The sequence below is a fragment of the Streptomyces sp. MI02-7b genome, from assembly GCF_033793585.1.
Taxonomy (GTDB): Bacteria; Actinomycetota; Actinomycetes; order Streptomycetales; family Streptomycetaceae; genus Actinacidiphila.
The window spans coordinates 163,818-179,504 of sequence record NZ_JARAWX010000006.1 but is presented as its reverse complement, the minus strand read 5'-3'; the positions used below and the strand labels follow the sequence as shown (position 1 = coordinate 179,504).

Genomic DNA, 15,687 nt, shown 5'->3' with positions numbered 1-15,687 from the left:
CGGCCCGGGGAACCCCCCGGGCCGCCGCCGGGCCGAGCACAGTGCTTGCATACCTCATTCGACGACTGTTCGCTGTCGTCGTCATGCTGTTGGTCATCATCCTGGTGACCTTCGGGATCTTCTTCCTGATCCCCAAATGGGTCGGTGTCGACCCCGCGACCTACTTCATCGGGAAGCAGGCGGACCCGGCCTCTCTTGAGGGCATCCGGAAGAAGATGGGCCTCGACGATCCCGTCCTCATCCAGTTCGGCAAGTTCCTGTGGGGGCTTGTGGCGGGGCGCGACTACGCCAACGGCGTCGACGTGACCCACTGCGCGGCGCCGTGCTTCGGCTACTCGTTCCGCAGCGAGCAGGCGGTCTGGCCGATTCTGACGGACCGGCTGCCGGTCACCCTGGGCCTCGCCGCCGGCGCGGTCGTCATCTGGGTGCTGGTCGGCGTCGGCACCGGCGTGGTCTCCGCCCTCAAGCGGGGCTCCGCGCTCGACCGCGGCCTCATGACCGTCGCCCTCGCGGGCGTCTCGCTACCGATCTACTTCACCGGCATGCTCGCCGCGGCGCTCGTCGTCTTCAAATTCCATTGGATCGACGGGCAGTACGTGGAACTGAGCGAAAGTCCATCGGGGTGGTTCGGCGGCATGCTGCTGCCCTGGATCACCCTGGCCTTCCTCTACGCGGCCATGTACGCCCGGATGACCCGCGCGACCATGCTGGAAATCCTCGGTGAGGACTACATACGCACCGCGCGGGCCAAGGGCCTGCGCGAACCGGTGGTCATCGGCAAGCACGCCATGCGGTCCACGATGACCCCGATCCTCACCATCCTCGGCATGGACCTCGGCGCCCTGGTCGGCGGCGCGATCCTCACCGAGACCACGTTCAGCCTGCCCGGCCTCGGCCAGGCCGCGGTGAAGGCCATCTCCGACAAGGACTTCCCGGTGATCCTCGGCATCACCCTGATCGCCGCGATGGCGGTCGTCCTTGCCAACCTGGTGGTGGACCTGCTGTACGCCGTGATCGACCCGCGAGTGAGGCTCTCATGACGGACCTCCCCATCCAGAAGACCGGCGCCGAGGCGCAGTCCGCGCCGAACGAGCCGGTTTCCGGGACGGCGTCCAGGCCCACGGCGTTCCTGGAGGTGCGCGACCTCAAGGTGCACTTCCCGACCGACGACGGCCTGGTCAAGTCCGTCGACGGCCTCTCCTTCCAACTGGAGAAGGGCAAGACTCTCGGCATCGTGGGTGAGTCCGGCTCCGGCAAGTCCGTCACGTCGCTGGCCATCATGGGCCTGCACCGGGCCGGGCAGTACGGGCGCAGCAAGGCCCGGATGTCCGGCGAGATCTGGCTGGACGGCAAGGAACTGATCACGGCCGACCCGGACGAGGTCCGGCGGTTGCGCGGCAAGGACGTCGCGATGATCTTCCAGGACCCGCTGTCCGCGATGCACCCCTACTTCACCGTCGGCGCCCAGATCGTCGAGGCGTACCGGGTGCACCACGGTGTGTCCAAGGCCGTGGCCCGCAGGCGCGCGGTCGAGATGCTGGACCGGGTCGGCATCCCGCAGCCCGACAAGCGTGTGGACGACTACCCGCACCAGTTCTCCGGCGGTATGCGGCAGCGCGCGATGATCGCGATGGCGCTGTCGAACAACCCCGAGCTGCTGATCGCGGACGAGCCGACCACGGCGCTCGACGTCACCGTGCAGGCGCAGATCCTCGACCTGATCCGGGACCTGCAGAAGGAGTTCGGCTCGGCCGTCATCATCATCACCCACGACCTCGGCGTGGTCGCCGAGCTCGCGGACGACATCCTGGTGATGTACGGCGGCCGCTGCGTGGAGCGCGGGCCGGCCGACAAGGTGTTCTACGAGCCGCAGCACCCCTACACCTGGGGCCTGCTGGGCTCGATGCCCCGTCTGGACCGTGAGCGCACCGACCGGCTCAATCCGGTCAAGGGCTCTCCGCCGAGCCTCATCAACGTGCCGTCGGGCTGCGCCTTCCACCCGCGCTGCCCGTACGCGGAGCTCACCGGCGGGGCCAGCACCACCGTCGTACCGGAGCTGCGCGAGGTGGGCAGCCGGCACCACGCCGCCTGCCACCTGGCCGCGGCGGACCGGGAGCGCATCTGGACCGAAGAGATTGCGCCGAAGCTGTGAAAGGCCAGGAGATGACGATCCCCCAGCAGTCGACCGCCGACGGGTCGGATGCCCTGCTCAAGGTGAGCGGCCTGGTCAAGCACTTCCCGATCACCAAGGGTCTGCTGCGGCGCCAGGTCGGCGCGGTCAAGGCCGTCGACGGCATCGACTTCCACGTCAACGCGGGGGAGACCCTGGGCGTGGTGGGCGAGTCCGGCTGCGGCAAGTCCACCATGGGCCGGCTGATCACCCGGCTGCTCGAACCGACCGGCGGGAAGATCGAGTTCGAGGGTCAGGACATCACGCACCTGGGCACCGCGGGTATGCGCCCGCTCCGCCGCGACGTGCAGATGATCTTCCAGGACCCGTACTCCTCCCTCAACCCGCGGCACACCGTCGGCACGATCGTCGGCGCGCCGTTCCGGCTGCAGAAGGTACAGACGGAGAACGGGGTGAAGAAGGAGGTGCAGAACCTCCTGGAGCTGGTCGGCCTCAACCCTGAGCACTACAACCGCTACCCGCACGAGTTCTCCGGCGGCCAGCGGCAGCGCATCGGCATCGCCCGGGCGCTGGCGCTCAAGCCGAAGCTCGTGGTGGCGGACGAGCCGGTCTCCGCGCTGGACGTCTCCATCCAGGCCCAGGTGGTCAACCTCCTGGACGACCTCCAGTCCGAGCTCGGCCTGACGTACGTGATCATCGCGCACGACCTGTCGGTCATCCGGCACGTGTCGGACCGTATCGCGGTCATGTACCTGGGCAAGGTCGTCGAGGTCGCCGACCGCGAGGACCTCTACACCAAGCCGATGCACCCGTACACCAACGCGCTGCTGTCCGCGGTGCCGGTGCCGGACCCCAGGCGGCGCACCGCGCGCGAGCGCATCCTGCTCACCGGTGACGTCCCGTCGCCGATCGCGCCGCCGCCGGGCTGCCGTTTCCACACCCGGTGCTGGAAGGCGACCGAGGTGTGCAAGACCACCGAGCCGCCGCTGGTCGCACTGGCCACCGGCCACCAGGTGGCCTGCCACCACCCCGAGAACACCGGCGGGGACTCGGACGGGGCCGGCCCGGCGGAGAAGGCGGCCGAAAAGGCCTGACCGGCCCCCCCGGCACAATGGGACCGGTGCACACCGAACTGTTCAGCCACTCCGTCCAGCACCTGCTCGACCTCGCCGGAATCTTCGTCTTCGCGATCTCCGGCGCACTGCTCGCCGTGCGCAAGAACTACGACGTCTTCGGCATGGCGGTGCTCGCCGAGGTCACGGCGCTGGGCGGAGGGCTGATCAGGGACCTGATCATCGGGGCGGTCCCGCCGGCCGCCTTCACCGACCTCGGGTACTTCCTGACCCCGCTCATCGCGACCGCGGTGGTCTTCTTCCTCCATCCGCACGTGGAGCGGATCAACACCACCATCAGCGTCTTCGACGCCGCCGGGCTCGGCCTGTTCTGCGTCACCGGCACCACCAAGGCCTACGACCACGGGCTGAACCTGACCGCCTCCGCCACGCTGGGCCTGGCCACCGCGGTCGGCGGTGGTGTCCTGCGCGACCTGCTCGGCAACGAGGTTCCGTCCCTGCTGCGCTGGGACCGCGACCTGTACGCCGTGCCGGCCATCGTGGGGGCCACCGTCGTGGCGCTGCTCATCCACTTCCGGGCGCTGACCCCGGGCACCGGCGTGGTCGCCGTCGTGAGCGCCTTCGGGCTGCGGCTGCTGGCCATGCGCTTCCACTGGCGGGCCCCGCGCGCCTGGCACCGGCGCAGCCGGGCCGAGGAGGACGCCGCCACCGTGTGAGACGTGCCACGGCGCGCGCCGGGCGGCGCCTGTGCGGCCCGGGGCCGGGGCCCTGACGGGTCGCCGGGGCGGGTTCGCGGGGCCGGTGGACCCGTAGAATCGAGGTCACCATGGCCTACTTCGACCACGCCGCCACGACACCGATGCTGCCGGAAGCCGTGGCGGCGCTGACCGCTCAGCTCGCCGTCACGGGCAACGCCTCGTCCCTCCACGCGGCCGGCCGAAAGGCCCGGCGCACGGTGGAGGAGTCCCGCGAAGCACTGGCCGCCGCGCTCGGCGCCCGGCCCAGTGAGATCGTCTTCACCGGGGGCGGCACCGAGGCCGACAACCTCGCCGTCAAGGGCCTGTACTGGGCCCGCCGGGCGGCCGACCCGCGGCGCACGCGCGTGCTGGCCAGCCCCGTCGAGCACCACGCGGTGCTGGACGCCGTCGACTGGCTGGCCGAGCACGAGGGCGCGCGCGTGGAGTGGCTGCCCGTCGACGGTCACGGGCGCGTGCACGCCGAGGCACTGCGCGAGGCCATCGCCCGCGACCCGCACGACGTCGCCCTGGCCACCGTGATGTGGGCCAACAACGAGGTCGGCACGATCATGCCGATCAAGGAACTCAGCGCGGTCGCGCGGGAGTTCGACGTACCCCTGCACTCGGACGCGGTCCAGGCGCTGGGCCAGGCCGAGGTGGACTTCGCGGCCTCGGGACTCGACGCGATGACCGTCACCGGCCACAAGGTCGGCGGCCCCTACGGCGTCGGCGCCCTGGTGCTGCGCCGCGAGGTCGGGCCCGTCCCCCTGCTGCACGGCGGCGGCCAGGAGCGCGGCGTGCGCTCGGGCACCCTCGACGTTCCCGCGGTCGCCTCCTTCGCCGTCGCGGGCACCCTCGCGGCCGAGCGCCGCCAGGAGTTCGCCCGGGACGTCGGAGCCCTGCGCGACGACCTGGTCACCCGGGTCCGCGCCGCCGTCCCGGACGCCATCCTCAACGGCGACCCCGCCCCGGAGGGCCGCCTGCCGTCCAGCGCCCACTTCTCCTTCCCCGGCTGCGAGGGCGACTCCCTGCTGCTCCTCCTGGACGCCCAGGGCATCGAGTGCTCCACGGGCTCCGCCTGCACCGCCGGCGTCCCCCAGCCCAGCCACGTCCTGCTCGCCACCGGCGCCGACCCCGACCTCGCGCGCGGCTCCCTGCGCTTCTCCCTCGGCCACACCTCCACCGCGGCCGACGTCGACGCCCTCGTGACCGCCATCACCCCCGTCGTCGCCCGCGCCCGCAGCGCCGGACTGTCCTGACGCGCGCGTATTCTTGACAGCGCTATGACTGACTTCCCCGGTGCACCCACAGGTCCTGGCGACGGCCGTCGCCTCCGCGTGCTCGCCGCGATGAGCGGTGGCGTCGACTCGGCCGTCGCGGCCGCCCGTGCCGCCGAAGCGGGGCACGACGTGACCGGCGTGCACCTGGCACTGTCCGCGAACCCCCAGTCGTTCCGCACCGGCGCGCGCGGCTGCTGTACCATCGAGGACAGCAACGACGCGCGCCGCGCGGCGGATGTGATCGGCATCCCCTTCTACATCTGGGACCTCGCCGAGCGTTTCCGCGCCGACGTGGTCGACGACTTCGTCGCCGAGTACGCCGCGGGCCGCACCCCCAACCCGTGCCTGCGCTGCAACGAGAAGATCAAGTTCGCGGCGCTGCTGGACAAGGCGATCGCGCTGGGCTTCGACGCCGTGTGCACCGGCCACTACGCCACCGTCGTGGTCAACCCCGACGGCGGCCGCGAACTGCACCGCGCGTCCGACGCCGCCAAGGACCAGTCGTACGTCCTCGGCGTACTGGACGAGCGGCAGCTGGCGCACGCCATGTTCCCGCTCGGCGACACCCTCACCACCAAGGACGAGATCCGGGCGGAGGCGGCCCGCCGGGGTCTGTCGGTGGCGAAGAAGCCGGACAGCCACGACATCTGCTTCATCGCCGACGGCGACACGCAGGGCTTCCTCGCCCGCCGGCTCGGCACCGCCGAGGGCGACATCCTCGACGAGGACGGCAACCGCCTCGGCACCCACGACGGCGCCTACGGCTTCACCGTCGGCCAGCGCAAGGGCCTGCGGCTCGGCGTCCCGGCTGACGACGGCAAGCCCCGCTACGTCCTGGACATCTCGCCGGTGGACAACACCGTCACGGTCGGCCCCGCCGATGCGCTGGACGTCGTCGCGCTCACCGCCATCCGGCCGCGCTGGTGCGGTACCGCGCCCGCCGCGGACGGCCCGCGGGCGTACACCGCGCAGCTGCGCGCGCACGGCGAGGACGTGCCGGTCGTGGCGGAGCTGGCCGGGGAGGAACTGCGCGTGCGCTTCACCGGCGACCCCGTCCGCGGTGTCGCGCCGGGCCAGGCGGTCGTGCTGTACGAGGGCACCCGCGTCGTCGGCTCGGCCACCATCGCCGGCACCGAGCGCCGCGCCCGCGCCGCCGCAACGGCCTGACGGTCCGTACCAGCCGCGTCGCCCGCCTCGCCCCCGCCGGCCGCTCGCGGTGCGGCGGCACCGGGATGCTGTGAAACGGCGACACGGCGAAACGGCGATACGGAAGACTGGACCGCATGAACATCTGCGTCTTCCTCTCCGCCGCCGACCTGGACGCCCGCTACACCGAACCGGCGCGCCGGTTCGCCGAGTTGATCGGCAAGGGCGGCCACACGCTGGTATGGGGCGGCTCGGACGTGGGCCTGATGAAGGTGCTGGCCGACGGGGTCCAGGAGCACGGCGGCCGGCTGGTCGGGGTCTCCGTGGGGTTCCTGGCGGCCAAGGCCCGCAAGAACGCCGACGAGATGGTGATCGCCGCGGACCTCGCCGAGCGCAAGGCGGAGCTGCTGGCCCGCGCCGACGCCGTGGTGATCATGGTGGGCGGCACCGGAACGCTGGACGAGGCCACCGAGATCCTGGAGCTGAAGAAGCACGGCCTGCACACCAAGCCCGTCGTGCTGCTCAACACCGCGGGCTTCTACGACGGGCTGAAGGAGCAGTTCCAGCGCATGGACGCGGAGGGCTTCCTGCCGATGCCCCTGACCGACCTGGTGCTCTTCGCGGAGGACGAGGTCTCGGCGCTCGCCTGTCTGGAGGAGACCGCGGGCATCGTGTGAGCCCGGGTGATGCGAGCATGGGGCCATGTCGATTCACCTGATCACCGGAGCCGGTTCCGGCATCGGCGCCGCCGTGGCGCGGCGCCTGCTCGACCGCGGCGACGAGCTGTGGCTGCTGGCCCGCGACGCCGGACGCGCCAAGGAACTCGCCGGCCGCTTCCCCGGGGCCCGTACGCTCGTCGGCGACCTGGCCGAGCCCGAGCGGCTGTCGTGGGCCCTGGGCCACCAGGAGCCACCGGACCGGCTGGACACCCTCCTGCACGTGGCGGGCGTCGTGGACCTGGCTCCGATCGGCGACCTGACCCCGAAGATCTGGAACCAGACGCTGGCGGCCAACCTCGTCGGCCCCGCCGAGCTGACCCGGCTCCTCCTGCCCCAACTGCGGCTGTCCCGCGGCCATGTGGTCTTCGTCAACTCCGGCGCCGGCCTCAACGCGCACGCCGGGTGGGGCGCCTACGCGGCCAGCAAGCACGGCCTCAAGGCGCTCGCCGACTCGCTCCGCGAGGAGGAGCACGCCGCCGGGGTGCGGGTCACCTCCGTCTACCCGGGTCGCACCGCGACGCCCATGCAGGCCAAGGTGCACCAGCAGGAGGGCAAGCCGTACGACCCCTCGCGCTGGATCGACCCGGAGTCGGTGGCGACGACGATCCTGACGGCCGTCGACCTGCCGAGGGACGCCGAGATCAACGACCTCACGGTCCGGCCGGGGGCCTGACCGGTGGCGACGGGCGAGGAAGAGCGGTTCGTACTGGCCGAGGGCACCGCCACCGGCGTCGGCTCCCTGCCGGGCGGCGACGCGCGCGAGGCGGCGCGCACGGCGACGGGGGCGGTGGAGGCGCTGCCGTTCCTGCCGGAGCTGCCCGCGCGCGGCCCCGGCGCCGACATGATCGGGCGCAGTCTCGGCCTGCTGGTCGAGCTGTACGCACGGGTGGAGCCCAGCGGCTGGCGGTTCGGGGACCGTCCGGGCCGGGACACCCGGCGCGCCAGGGCGTGGCTGGGGGAGGACCTGGACGCGCTGGAGGAGTTCACCCAGGGCTACCAGGGTCCGCTGAAGATCCAGGCGGTCGGTCCGTGGACGCTGGCGGCGGCGGTCGAGCTGCGGAACGGCGAGGCCGCCCTGTCCGACCCGGGGGCCTGCCGCGACCTGGCGGAGTCGCTCGGCGAGGGGCTGCGGCTGCACCTGGAGGACGTGCGCCGCCGGATCCCGGGTGCCCGTCCCGTGCTGCAGCTGGACGAGCCGTCGTTGACCGCCGTGCTGCGCGGGCAGGTCAGGACGGCCAGCGGGTACCGGACGCACCGCGCGGTCGACCGCGCGGTGGTCGAGGGCGGGCTGCGGGACGTCATGGCCGCGGCGGGCGGTGTCGGCGGTGTATCGGTGATCGTGCACTCGTGCGCGCCGGACGTGCCGTTCGCACTGCTGCGGCGCGCCGGGGTGGCCGGGGTGTCGTTCGATTTCTCGCTGCTCACGGAGCGTGACTGGGACGCGTTCGGTGAGGCGGCCGAGGCGGGGACCGCCCTCTTCACCGGTGTCGTGCCCGGCACCGACGCCCCATTGTCGGACCCTGCCGGTAGCGTCAGTGGTGTTCGGGCGCTGTGGCGCAGGCTGGGGCTGTCCCCGGAGGCTCTGGGCACCTCCGTGGCGGTGACCCCGTCCTGCGGTCTGGCAGGGGCCTCCCCGGCCTATGCCCGTGCCGCGCTCGCGCACTGCGCGAAGGCGGCACGCTCGCTCGTCGACAACCCTGAGTGAGCCCTGAGTGAGGAAGGACGTGTACGTGGAGAACTCCGAGATCCCCGAGGGCGCCAGGAACGAGGACGTGCCGGCGGGCGCGCGCGAGCTGCACGCCTCACTGGCCGAGCAGGTCGAGGAGCACCGCTTCCGCTACTACGTCAAGGACCAGCCGGTCGTCAGCGACGCCGACTTCGACAAGCTGCTGCGGCAGTTGGAGGCGCTGGAGGACGAGCACCCCTCGCTGCGCACCCCGGACTCGCCCACCCAGAAGGTCGCCGGCGCCTATGAGACCGAGTTCACCTCGGTCGAGCACCGCGAGCGGATGCTCTCCCTCGACAACGCCTTCACCGAGGAGGAGCTCGACGCCTGGGCGGACCGGCTCGCCGGCGAGCTCGGCCCCCCGGCCGGCGACGGCGGCACCTACCACTTCCTGTGCGAGCTCAAGGTCGACGGCCTCGCCGTCAACATCACGTACGAGAACGGGCGTCTGGTGCGCGCCGCCACCCGCGGTGACGGCCGCTCCGGCGAGGACATCACGCCCAATGTGCGCACGATCGCCGAGATCCCCGACCGGCTGGCGGGGGAGCGGGTGCCCGCCCTGGTCGAGATCCGCGGCGAGGTCTTCTTCCCCATGGAGAAGTTCCAGGAGCTCAACGCCCGTCTGGTCGAGGGGGGCGACAAGCCCTTCGCCAACCCGCGCAACGCCGCCGCCGGTTCCCTGCGCCAGAAGGACCCGCGGGTCACCGCGAGCCGGCCGCTGCACATGGTGGTGCACGGCATCGGCGCCCGCGAGGGGTTCACGATCGACTGCCAGTCGCACGCCTACGAACTGCTGCACGAGTGGGGCCTGCCCACCACCAAGTACGCCCGCGTCGTCGGCACGATGGCCGGGGTCAAGGAGGCCATCGCCTACTACGGCGAGCACCGCCACGACGTCGAGCACGAGATCGACGGCATCGTCGTCAAGGTGGACGAGATCCCCCTGCAGGGGCGGCTCGGCTCCACCGCCCGTGCGCCGCGCTGGGCCATCGCCTGGAAGTACGCCCCGGAGGAGGTCAACACCAAGCTGGTCGACATCCGGGTCGGTGTCGGCCGCACCGGCCGGGTGACGCCGTACGCCGTGGTCGAGCCGGTCACGGTGGCCGGCTCCGAGGTCGAGTTCGCCACCCTGCACAACCAGGACGTGGTCAAGGCCAAAGGTGTGCTCATCGGCGACACCGTCGTGCTGCGGAAGGCAGGCGACGTCATCCCGGAGATCCTCGGCCCGGTCGTCGACCTGCGCGACGGCAGCGAGCGCGCGTTCGTCATGCCCGCGCAGTGCCCCGAGTGCGGCACCCCGCTGCGGCCGATGAAGGAGGGCGACATCGACCTCCGCTGCCCCAACGCGCGCGGCTGCCCGGCGCAGATCCGGGAACGGGTCTTCTACCTGGCCGGACGCAAGTGCCTGGACATCGAGAACTTCGGCTATGTCGCCGCGGCCGCGCTCACCGGCCCGCTGGAGCCCTCCGACCCGCCGCTGCGGGACGAGGGCGACCTGTTCGACCTCACCCCCGAACAACTGCTGCCCATCCGCGCCCATGTGCTGGACCAGAACAGCGGTCTGCCCAAGCGCGACCCGGAGACCGGCGAGGAGAAGGTCGTAGCGGTCTTCGCCAACCAGCAGGGCGAGCTGAAGAAGAACGCCGTGGCCATGCTGGAGAACATCCAGAAGGCCAAGGAGCAGCCGCTCGCCAGGATCATCACCGGGTTGTCGATCCGTCACGTCGGCCCTGTCGCCGCCGAGGCGCTCGCCCGCGAGTTCCGCGACCTGGACGCCGTCTTCGCCGCGGACGAGGAGCGGCTGGCCGGTGTGGACGGGGTCGGCGGGATCATCGCGGCCTCCCTCAAGCAGTGGTACGAGGAGGAGTGGCACCGCGAGATCCTGCGCAAGTGGAAGGCGGCCGGTGTCCGCTTCACCGAGGAGGGCTCGGAGGAAGGGCCGCGTCCCCTGGAGGGTCTGACCGTGGTCGTCACCGGCACCCTCGCCACGCACACCCGCGACGGCGCGAAGGACCAACTGACCGGCCGCGGCGCCAAGGTCACCGGGTCGGTGTCCAAGAAGACCGACTTCGTGGTGGTGGGCGACAACCCCGGCTCCAAGTACGACAAGGCGGTGCAGCTCAAGGTGCCGATCCTGGACGAGGCCGGGTTCGCCGTGCTGCTGGAGCAGGGCGCGGACGCCGCCCGGGAGGCCACCGTCAACCCCGCCGAGTGACGGCCCATCACCACCCGTTCGGCCCATACCAGAACGATCCGGGTGGCTGGGATCCATTCGGGCAACCCCCGCCGATCGGTGCCCGTGACAGCCTTCAGCGGCCTACTGTTGAGAGGCGCGCCTTCCGGGCATCAGCCCTGCAGCGGTTCCGCGGCTCCACGCCGCGGGCAGGCGTGTGGTTCGACGGCACACGCGGCTGCGAGAGGGACGGGCATGGAACCGACGGACAGCGCCGGACCGGCGCCACGGCTGCGCCGGCAGACCGTGCCGGTGCTGCCTGCCGCGGCACTGCGCTACGCGGTCCTGGGCGCGGCCACGGCGGCCCTTGCCGTGGGTGTCGTCCGGATGGTGCTGGACGGTGCCGCGTTCTTCCCCGGCGGTGACGTGGGCTGGGCGTTCGCCGTGCTCACCGGCATCATCGTCGGCCACCTCGTCGCGATGGGCCGCGACCGCTGGTGGGGCGGGACCGGCTCCGGCGCCGCCCTGACCCTGGCGATGCTGCTGCTGTACGGCTGGGTGCCCGCGGTCCTGGTGAGCCTGTCCGTCGTGGTGCTGGTCGGCACGGCCCGCCGGCACCGCTGGCGGCAGGCCATGATGCACGGCGCCGTGGACATCCTCGGCATCGGCGCGGCCTCGCTCGCACTGTCCGGGTTCGGCATCCACCCGACCGTCGAACAGCCCTGGCAACCCGCCACTTGGGGGATGGGAGCGATCCCGTCGGTGTTCGGCGCCGCGCTGGCCTACCTGGCTGCGACCCGGACCCTCCTGTGGTATGCGATCGTGCCGCGCGCCGGCGCCCTGCCGACGGTGGCCAGGACCGCCCTGATACGCCAGGGCTTCGTCGGTGTGGCGCTGCTCGGGATCTCCCCGCTGATCATCATCGTGGCGGCCGACCTGCCGCTGCTGCTCCCGCTGTTCGCCGTGCCGCTCATCGCACTGGACTCCACCTTGTGGATCGCCCACGCGCGTGCCGAGGAGCAGTTGCGCGATCCGCTGACCGGCCTGCCGAATCGTCAGTGGCTGCTGGAACGCACCTGGGCCGCGCTCGAGGAAGCCGACCGCGAGGGCGCACGGACCGCGCTCGTCCTGATCGACCTCGACAAGTTCCGCTCCGTCAACGACACCCTCGGCCACATGGCCGGCGACCGCCTGCTGCTGCAGATAGCCGACCGGCTGCGGCTGGCCCTGCCGCGCGGCGCCGAGGCCGCCCGGCTCGGCGGCGACGAGTTCGCCGTGCTCCTCCCCACCTGCGACTCGCCCACCCGGGCCCAGCGCATCGCCCGGGCCCTGGTCGCGGCGCTCGGCTCACCGCTCAGTCTCGACGGCCTGACCCTGGTGCTGGAAGCCAGCGCCGGGGTCGCCGTCTTCCCCGACCACGCCTCCGACGCCGAGGGTCTGCTGCGCCGCGCCGACGTCGCGATGTACCAGGCGAAACGTGACCGCAGCGGGGTCGAGGTCTACGAGTCCTCCCGCGACGGCAACACGCCCGACCGGCTCGGCCTCCTCGGCGACCTGCGCCGCGCCCTGGACCGGGGCGAGGTCGAGCTCCACTACCAGCCCAAGGTGCGCTTCGACGGCCATGTCGCCGGCCTGGAGGCGCTGGTGCGCTGGGTCCATCCGGAGCGGGGGCGGGTGAGCCCCGAGGAGTTCATCGCCATCGCCGAGACCTCCGGGCTGATGCCGCAGCTGACCGAGTACGTCCTGGAGACCGCGCTCGGCCAGGTGGCCCGCTGGCGGGCGATGGGCCTCGACGTGCCCGTCGCGGTCAACGTCTCCCCGCGCGACGTCCACTCGCCGGGCTTCGCCGGGGCCGTCGCGGCGCGGCTGGCCCGGCACGGTGTCCCGCCGGGGGCGCTGCAGCTGGAGATCACCGAGCACGTGCTGCTGGACGACCCGCAGCGCGCCGCGGACACGATGGCCGGGCTCACCGGTCACGGCGTGAAGATGTCCCTGGACGACTTCGGCACCGGCTACTCCTCCCTGGTCCACCTCCGGCGCCTGCCAGTGAGCGAACTCAAGATCGACCGCTCGTTCGTCGCCCGCCTCGTGGTCGACGCCGAGGACGCGGAGATCGTGCGCTGCACGATCGATCTCGCGCACTCCCTCGGCCTCCTCGTCGTGGCGGAGGGCGTCGAGGACGACCTGACCTGGGAGCGCCTGCGCGACCTCGGCTGCGACGCCATCCAGGGGTGGCTGGTCGCCGCCGCCATGCCCCCGGACGAGGCCACCGCCTGGCTCCGGCTGCGCAGCCACGTCGGCTGGCACCGGCCCGCCGAGCTGGAAGCCGCCAAGGAGCGCGCCGCCGTCCCCGACGCCCAGTGACCGGGCCGCGGGCGCCCGGGCGGCCTACCGCCGCGCCCCGGGAATCCGGCGCCGCGGCCCCGTCCGCCACAGGGGTACCACGGGTCCCAGGAGCGGCCTGACGGCCCCGCGGACGGCGGGAAGCGCAAACCGTTTCGCCCCCGGGGCGCCCGCGCCCATAGGATTGGGCGCGAAAAGACCGAACTCACCCCCAGAGGATCGCTGCATGCCAGGCATCACGCGCGAGGAGGTCGCCCACCTCGGACGGCTGTCGCGTCTTGAGCTGAAGGACGAAGAGCTCGACCACTTCGCCGGACAGCTCGACGCCATCATCGGCGCGGTCGCCCGCGTCGCCGAGGTGGCCGGCGAGGACGTACCGCCGACCTCCCACCCGCTGCCGCTGACGAATGTCATGCGCCCTGACGAGGTCCGGCCCAGCCTGACCCCGGCGGAGGCGCTGTCCGGCGCCCCCGCACAGGAGCAGCAGCGCTTCAAGGTGCCGCAGATCCTGGGGGAGGACTGATCACGATGAGCGAACTGACCAGGCTCACCGCCGCGCAGACCGCGGCCGCCGTCGCCTCCGGCGAGACCTCCGCCGTCGAGGTCGCCAAGGCCCACCTGGACCGCATCGCCGCGGTCGACGAGAAGGTGCACGCCTTCCTGCACGTGGACACCGAGGGCGCCCTGAAGGCGGCCAAGGCCGTCGACGACAAGCGTGCCGCAGGCGAGAAGCTGGGCCCCCTCGCGGGCGTCCCGCTGGCCCTGAAGGACATCTTCACCACCAAGGGCATCCCGACGACCGTCGGCTCCAAGATCCTCGAGGGCTGGATCCCGCCGTACGACGCGACGCTGACCGCCCGCCTCAGGCAGGCCGGCATCGTCATCCTCGGCAAGACCAACATGGACGAGTTCGCCATGGGGTCGTCCACCGAGAACAGCGCCTACGGCCCGACCGGCAACCCGTGGGACCTCACCCGGATCCCCGGCGGCTCCGGCGGCGGCTCCTCCGCCGCCCTCGCCTCCTTCCAGGCCCCGCTGGCCATCGGCACCGACACCGGCGGCTCCATCCGCCAGCCGGCCGCCGTCACCGGCACGGTCGGCGTCAAGCCGACCTACGGCGGTGTCTCCCGCTACGGCATGGTGGCGTTCAGCTCCTCCCTGGACCAGGGCGGACCCTGCGCCCGCACGGTCCTGGACGCCGCGCTGCTGCACGAGGTCATCGCGGGCTACGACCCGATGGACTCGACCTCCATCGACGCGCCGGTCCCGCCGGTCGTGGAGGCCGCGCGCAACGGCGACGTCAGGGGCCTGCGGGTCGGCGTCGTCAAGGAGTTCGCGGGCGAGGGCTACCAGGCCGGCGTCATGGAGCGGTTCAACGACTCCGTGGAGCTGCTGCGCGAGCTCGGCGCCGAGGTCGTGGAGCTGTCCTGCCCGTCGTTCCAGTACGCGCTCGCCGCGTACTACCTGATCGCGCCGTCCGAGGCCTCGTCCAACCTGGCCCGCTTCGACGGCCTGCGCTACGGCCTGCGGGTCGGCGACGACGGCACCCGCAGCGCCGAGGACGTCACCGCCCTCACCCGCGAGGCCGGCTTCGGCCCCGAGGTCAAGCGCCGCATCATGCTCGGCACGTACGCGCTCAGCTCCGGCTACTACGACGCGTACTACGGCAGCGCCCAGAAGGTCCGCACCCTGATCTCGCGGGACTTCGAGCGTGCCTTCGGGCAGGTCGACGTGGTGATCTCGCCGACCACCCCGACCACCGCCTTCCCGATCGGGGAGCGCGTGGACGACCCCATGGCGATGTACCTCGCCGACCTGTGCACCATCCCGGCCAACCTGGCGGGCAACTCCGCCATGTCGGTGCCCTGCGGCCTCGCGTCCGAGGACGGTCTCCCGGTCGGGCTGCAGATCATCGCCCCGGCCATGGCCGACGACCGGCTCTACCGTGTCGGTGCGGCCGTCGAGGCGGCCTTCACCGCACGCTGGGGGCACCCGCTGCTGGAGGAGGCACCGATCCTGTGAGCGTCGCACGCACGGCCGCCGGCCCGCAGACGACCACGAAAGCCGCACCTCTTCGCCGTGCGGGCGGAGAAGCGAGCGAGGAGGCGCAGTGAGCAAGCTCGAGAAGGCCAAGGGCTTCAAGAAGAGCAAGTCCGGCACGTACCTGTCGATCGGTACCACGCTCTTCGGCGCGGTGAGCGTGGCGCGGCAGGTGAAGAAGGGCCGGGCCGAGAGCGACACGCTGCTGCTGATCGACGCGGTCGTCAGCGCCGCGGCGATCGCGACCGGCGTCGCCCTGCTGGTCCGCCAGCTGCGGCGGCTCGGCGACGACGACGTCTTGTCATCCTGACGGGGAACT

14 protein-coding genes are annotated in these 15,687 nt (G+C 72.2%); all 14 read left to right on the top strand.

Annotated elements, in window-relative coordinates; genetic code table 11:
- Positions 1–41: 41 nt before the first annotated feature.
- A complete protein-coding gene (locus tag PV364_RS11990; RefSeq protein WP_319659847.1) occupies positions 42–1,040 on the top strand; it encodes an ABC transporter permease in 999 nt (332 codons plus the stop codon).
- Positions 1,037–2,152, top strand: coding sequence for an ABC transporter ATP-binding protein (locus PV364_RS11985; protein WP_319659845.1), 1,116 nt, complete (start codon positions 1,037–1,039; stop codon positions 2,150–2,152). Before PV364_RS11990 ends, PV364_RS11985 begins: the two co-directional genes overlap by 4 nt.
- Positions 2,153–2,163: 11 nt before the next feature.
- Positions 2,164–3,225, top strand: coding sequence for a dipeptide ABC transporter ATP-binding protein (locus PV364_RS11980; protein WP_319659843.1), 1,062 nt, complete (start codon positions 2,164–2,166; stop codon positions 3,223–3,225).
- Between the two features lie 26 nt (positions 3,226–3,251).
- Complete coding sequence (locus PV364_RS11975) at positions 3,252–3,920, top strand: trimeric intracellular cation channel family protein (protein WP_319659841.1); 669 nt, start codon at positions 3,252–3,254, stop codon at positions 3,918–3,920.
- A gap of 110 nt (positions 3,921–4,030) precedes the next feature.
- Positions 4,031–5,200 carry a cysteine desulfurase family protein gene (locus PV364_RS11970; RefSeq protein ID WP_319659839.1) on the top strand — a complete coding sequence of 390 codons (1,170 nt, stop codon included), beginning with the start codon at positions 4,031–4,033 and terminating at the stop codon, positions 5,198–5,200.
- 24 nt (positions 5,201–5,224) lie between these two features.
- Positions 5,225–6,388 (top strand): tRNA 2-thiouridine(34) synthase MnmA, encoded by a 1,164-nt coding sequence (mnmA, locus tag PV364_RS11965; RefSeq protein ID WP_319659837.1) that lies wholly within the window; start codon positions 5,225–5,227, stop codon positions 6,386–6,388.
- A 116-nt stretch (positions 6,389–6,504) separates the two neighbouring features.
- Positions 6,505–7,044: a TIGR00730 family Rossman fold protein gene (locus PV364_RS11960; protein ID WP_319659835.1), complete on the top strand. Its 540-nt coding sequence runs from the start codon at positions 6,505–6,507 to the stop codon at positions 7,042–7,044.
- 25 nt (positions 7,045–7,069) lie between these two features.
- Positions 7,070–7,759, top strand: coding sequence for an SDR family oxidoreductase (locus PV364_RS11955; RefSeq protein ID WP_319659833.1), 690 nt, complete (start codon positions 7,070–7,072; stop codon positions 7,757–7,759).
- Positions 7,760–7,762: 3 nt separating this feature from the next.
- A complete protein-coding gene (locus PV364_RS11950; RefSeq protein WP_319659831.1) occupies positions 7,763–8,791 on the top strand; it encodes a methionine synthase in 1,029 nt (342 codons plus the stop codon).
- Between the two features lie 7 nt (positions 8,792–8,798).
- On the top strand, positions 8,799–11,027 hold the full coding sequence (ligA, locus tag PV364_RS11945; protein ID WP_319659829.1) for an NAD-dependent DNA ligase LigA: 2,229 nt from the start codon (positions 8,799–8,801) through the stop codon (positions 11,025–11,027).
- Between the two features lie 213 nt (positions 11,028–11,240).
- The gene (locus PV364_RS11940; RefSeq protein ID WP_319659827.1) at positions 11,241–13,349 is read left to right on the top strand and encodes a bifunctional diguanylate cyclase/phosphodiesterase; all 2,109 of its coding nucleotides are present in this window, start codon (positions 11,241–11,243) and stop codon (positions 13,347–13,349) included.
- A 205-nt stretch (positions 13,350–13,554) separates the two neighbouring features.
- On the top strand, positions 13,555–13,851 hold the full coding sequence (gene gatC, locus PV364_RS11935; RefSeq protein ID WP_319659825.1) for an Asp-tRNA(Asn)/Glu-tRNA(Gln) amidotransferase subunit GatC: 297 nt from the start codon (positions 13,555–13,557) through the stop codon (positions 13,849–13,851).
- Positions 13,852–13,856: 5 nt separating this feature from the next.
- The gene (gatA, locus tag PV364_RS11930) at positions 13,857–15,350 is read left to right on the top strand and encodes an Asp-tRNA(Asn)/Glu-tRNA(Gln) amidotransferase subunit GatA (RefSeq protein WP_319659823.1); all 1,494 of its coding nucleotides are present in this window, start codon (positions 13,857–13,859) and stop codon (positions 15,348–15,350) included.
- A gap of 88 nt (positions 15,351–15,438) precedes the next feature.
- Positions 15,439–15,678: a hypothetical protein gene (locus tag PV364_RS11925; protein WP_319659821.1), complete on the top strand. Its 240-nt coding sequence runs from the start codon at positions 15,439–15,441 to the stop codon at positions 15,676–15,678.
- Positions 15,679–15,687: the final 9 nt, after the last annotated feature.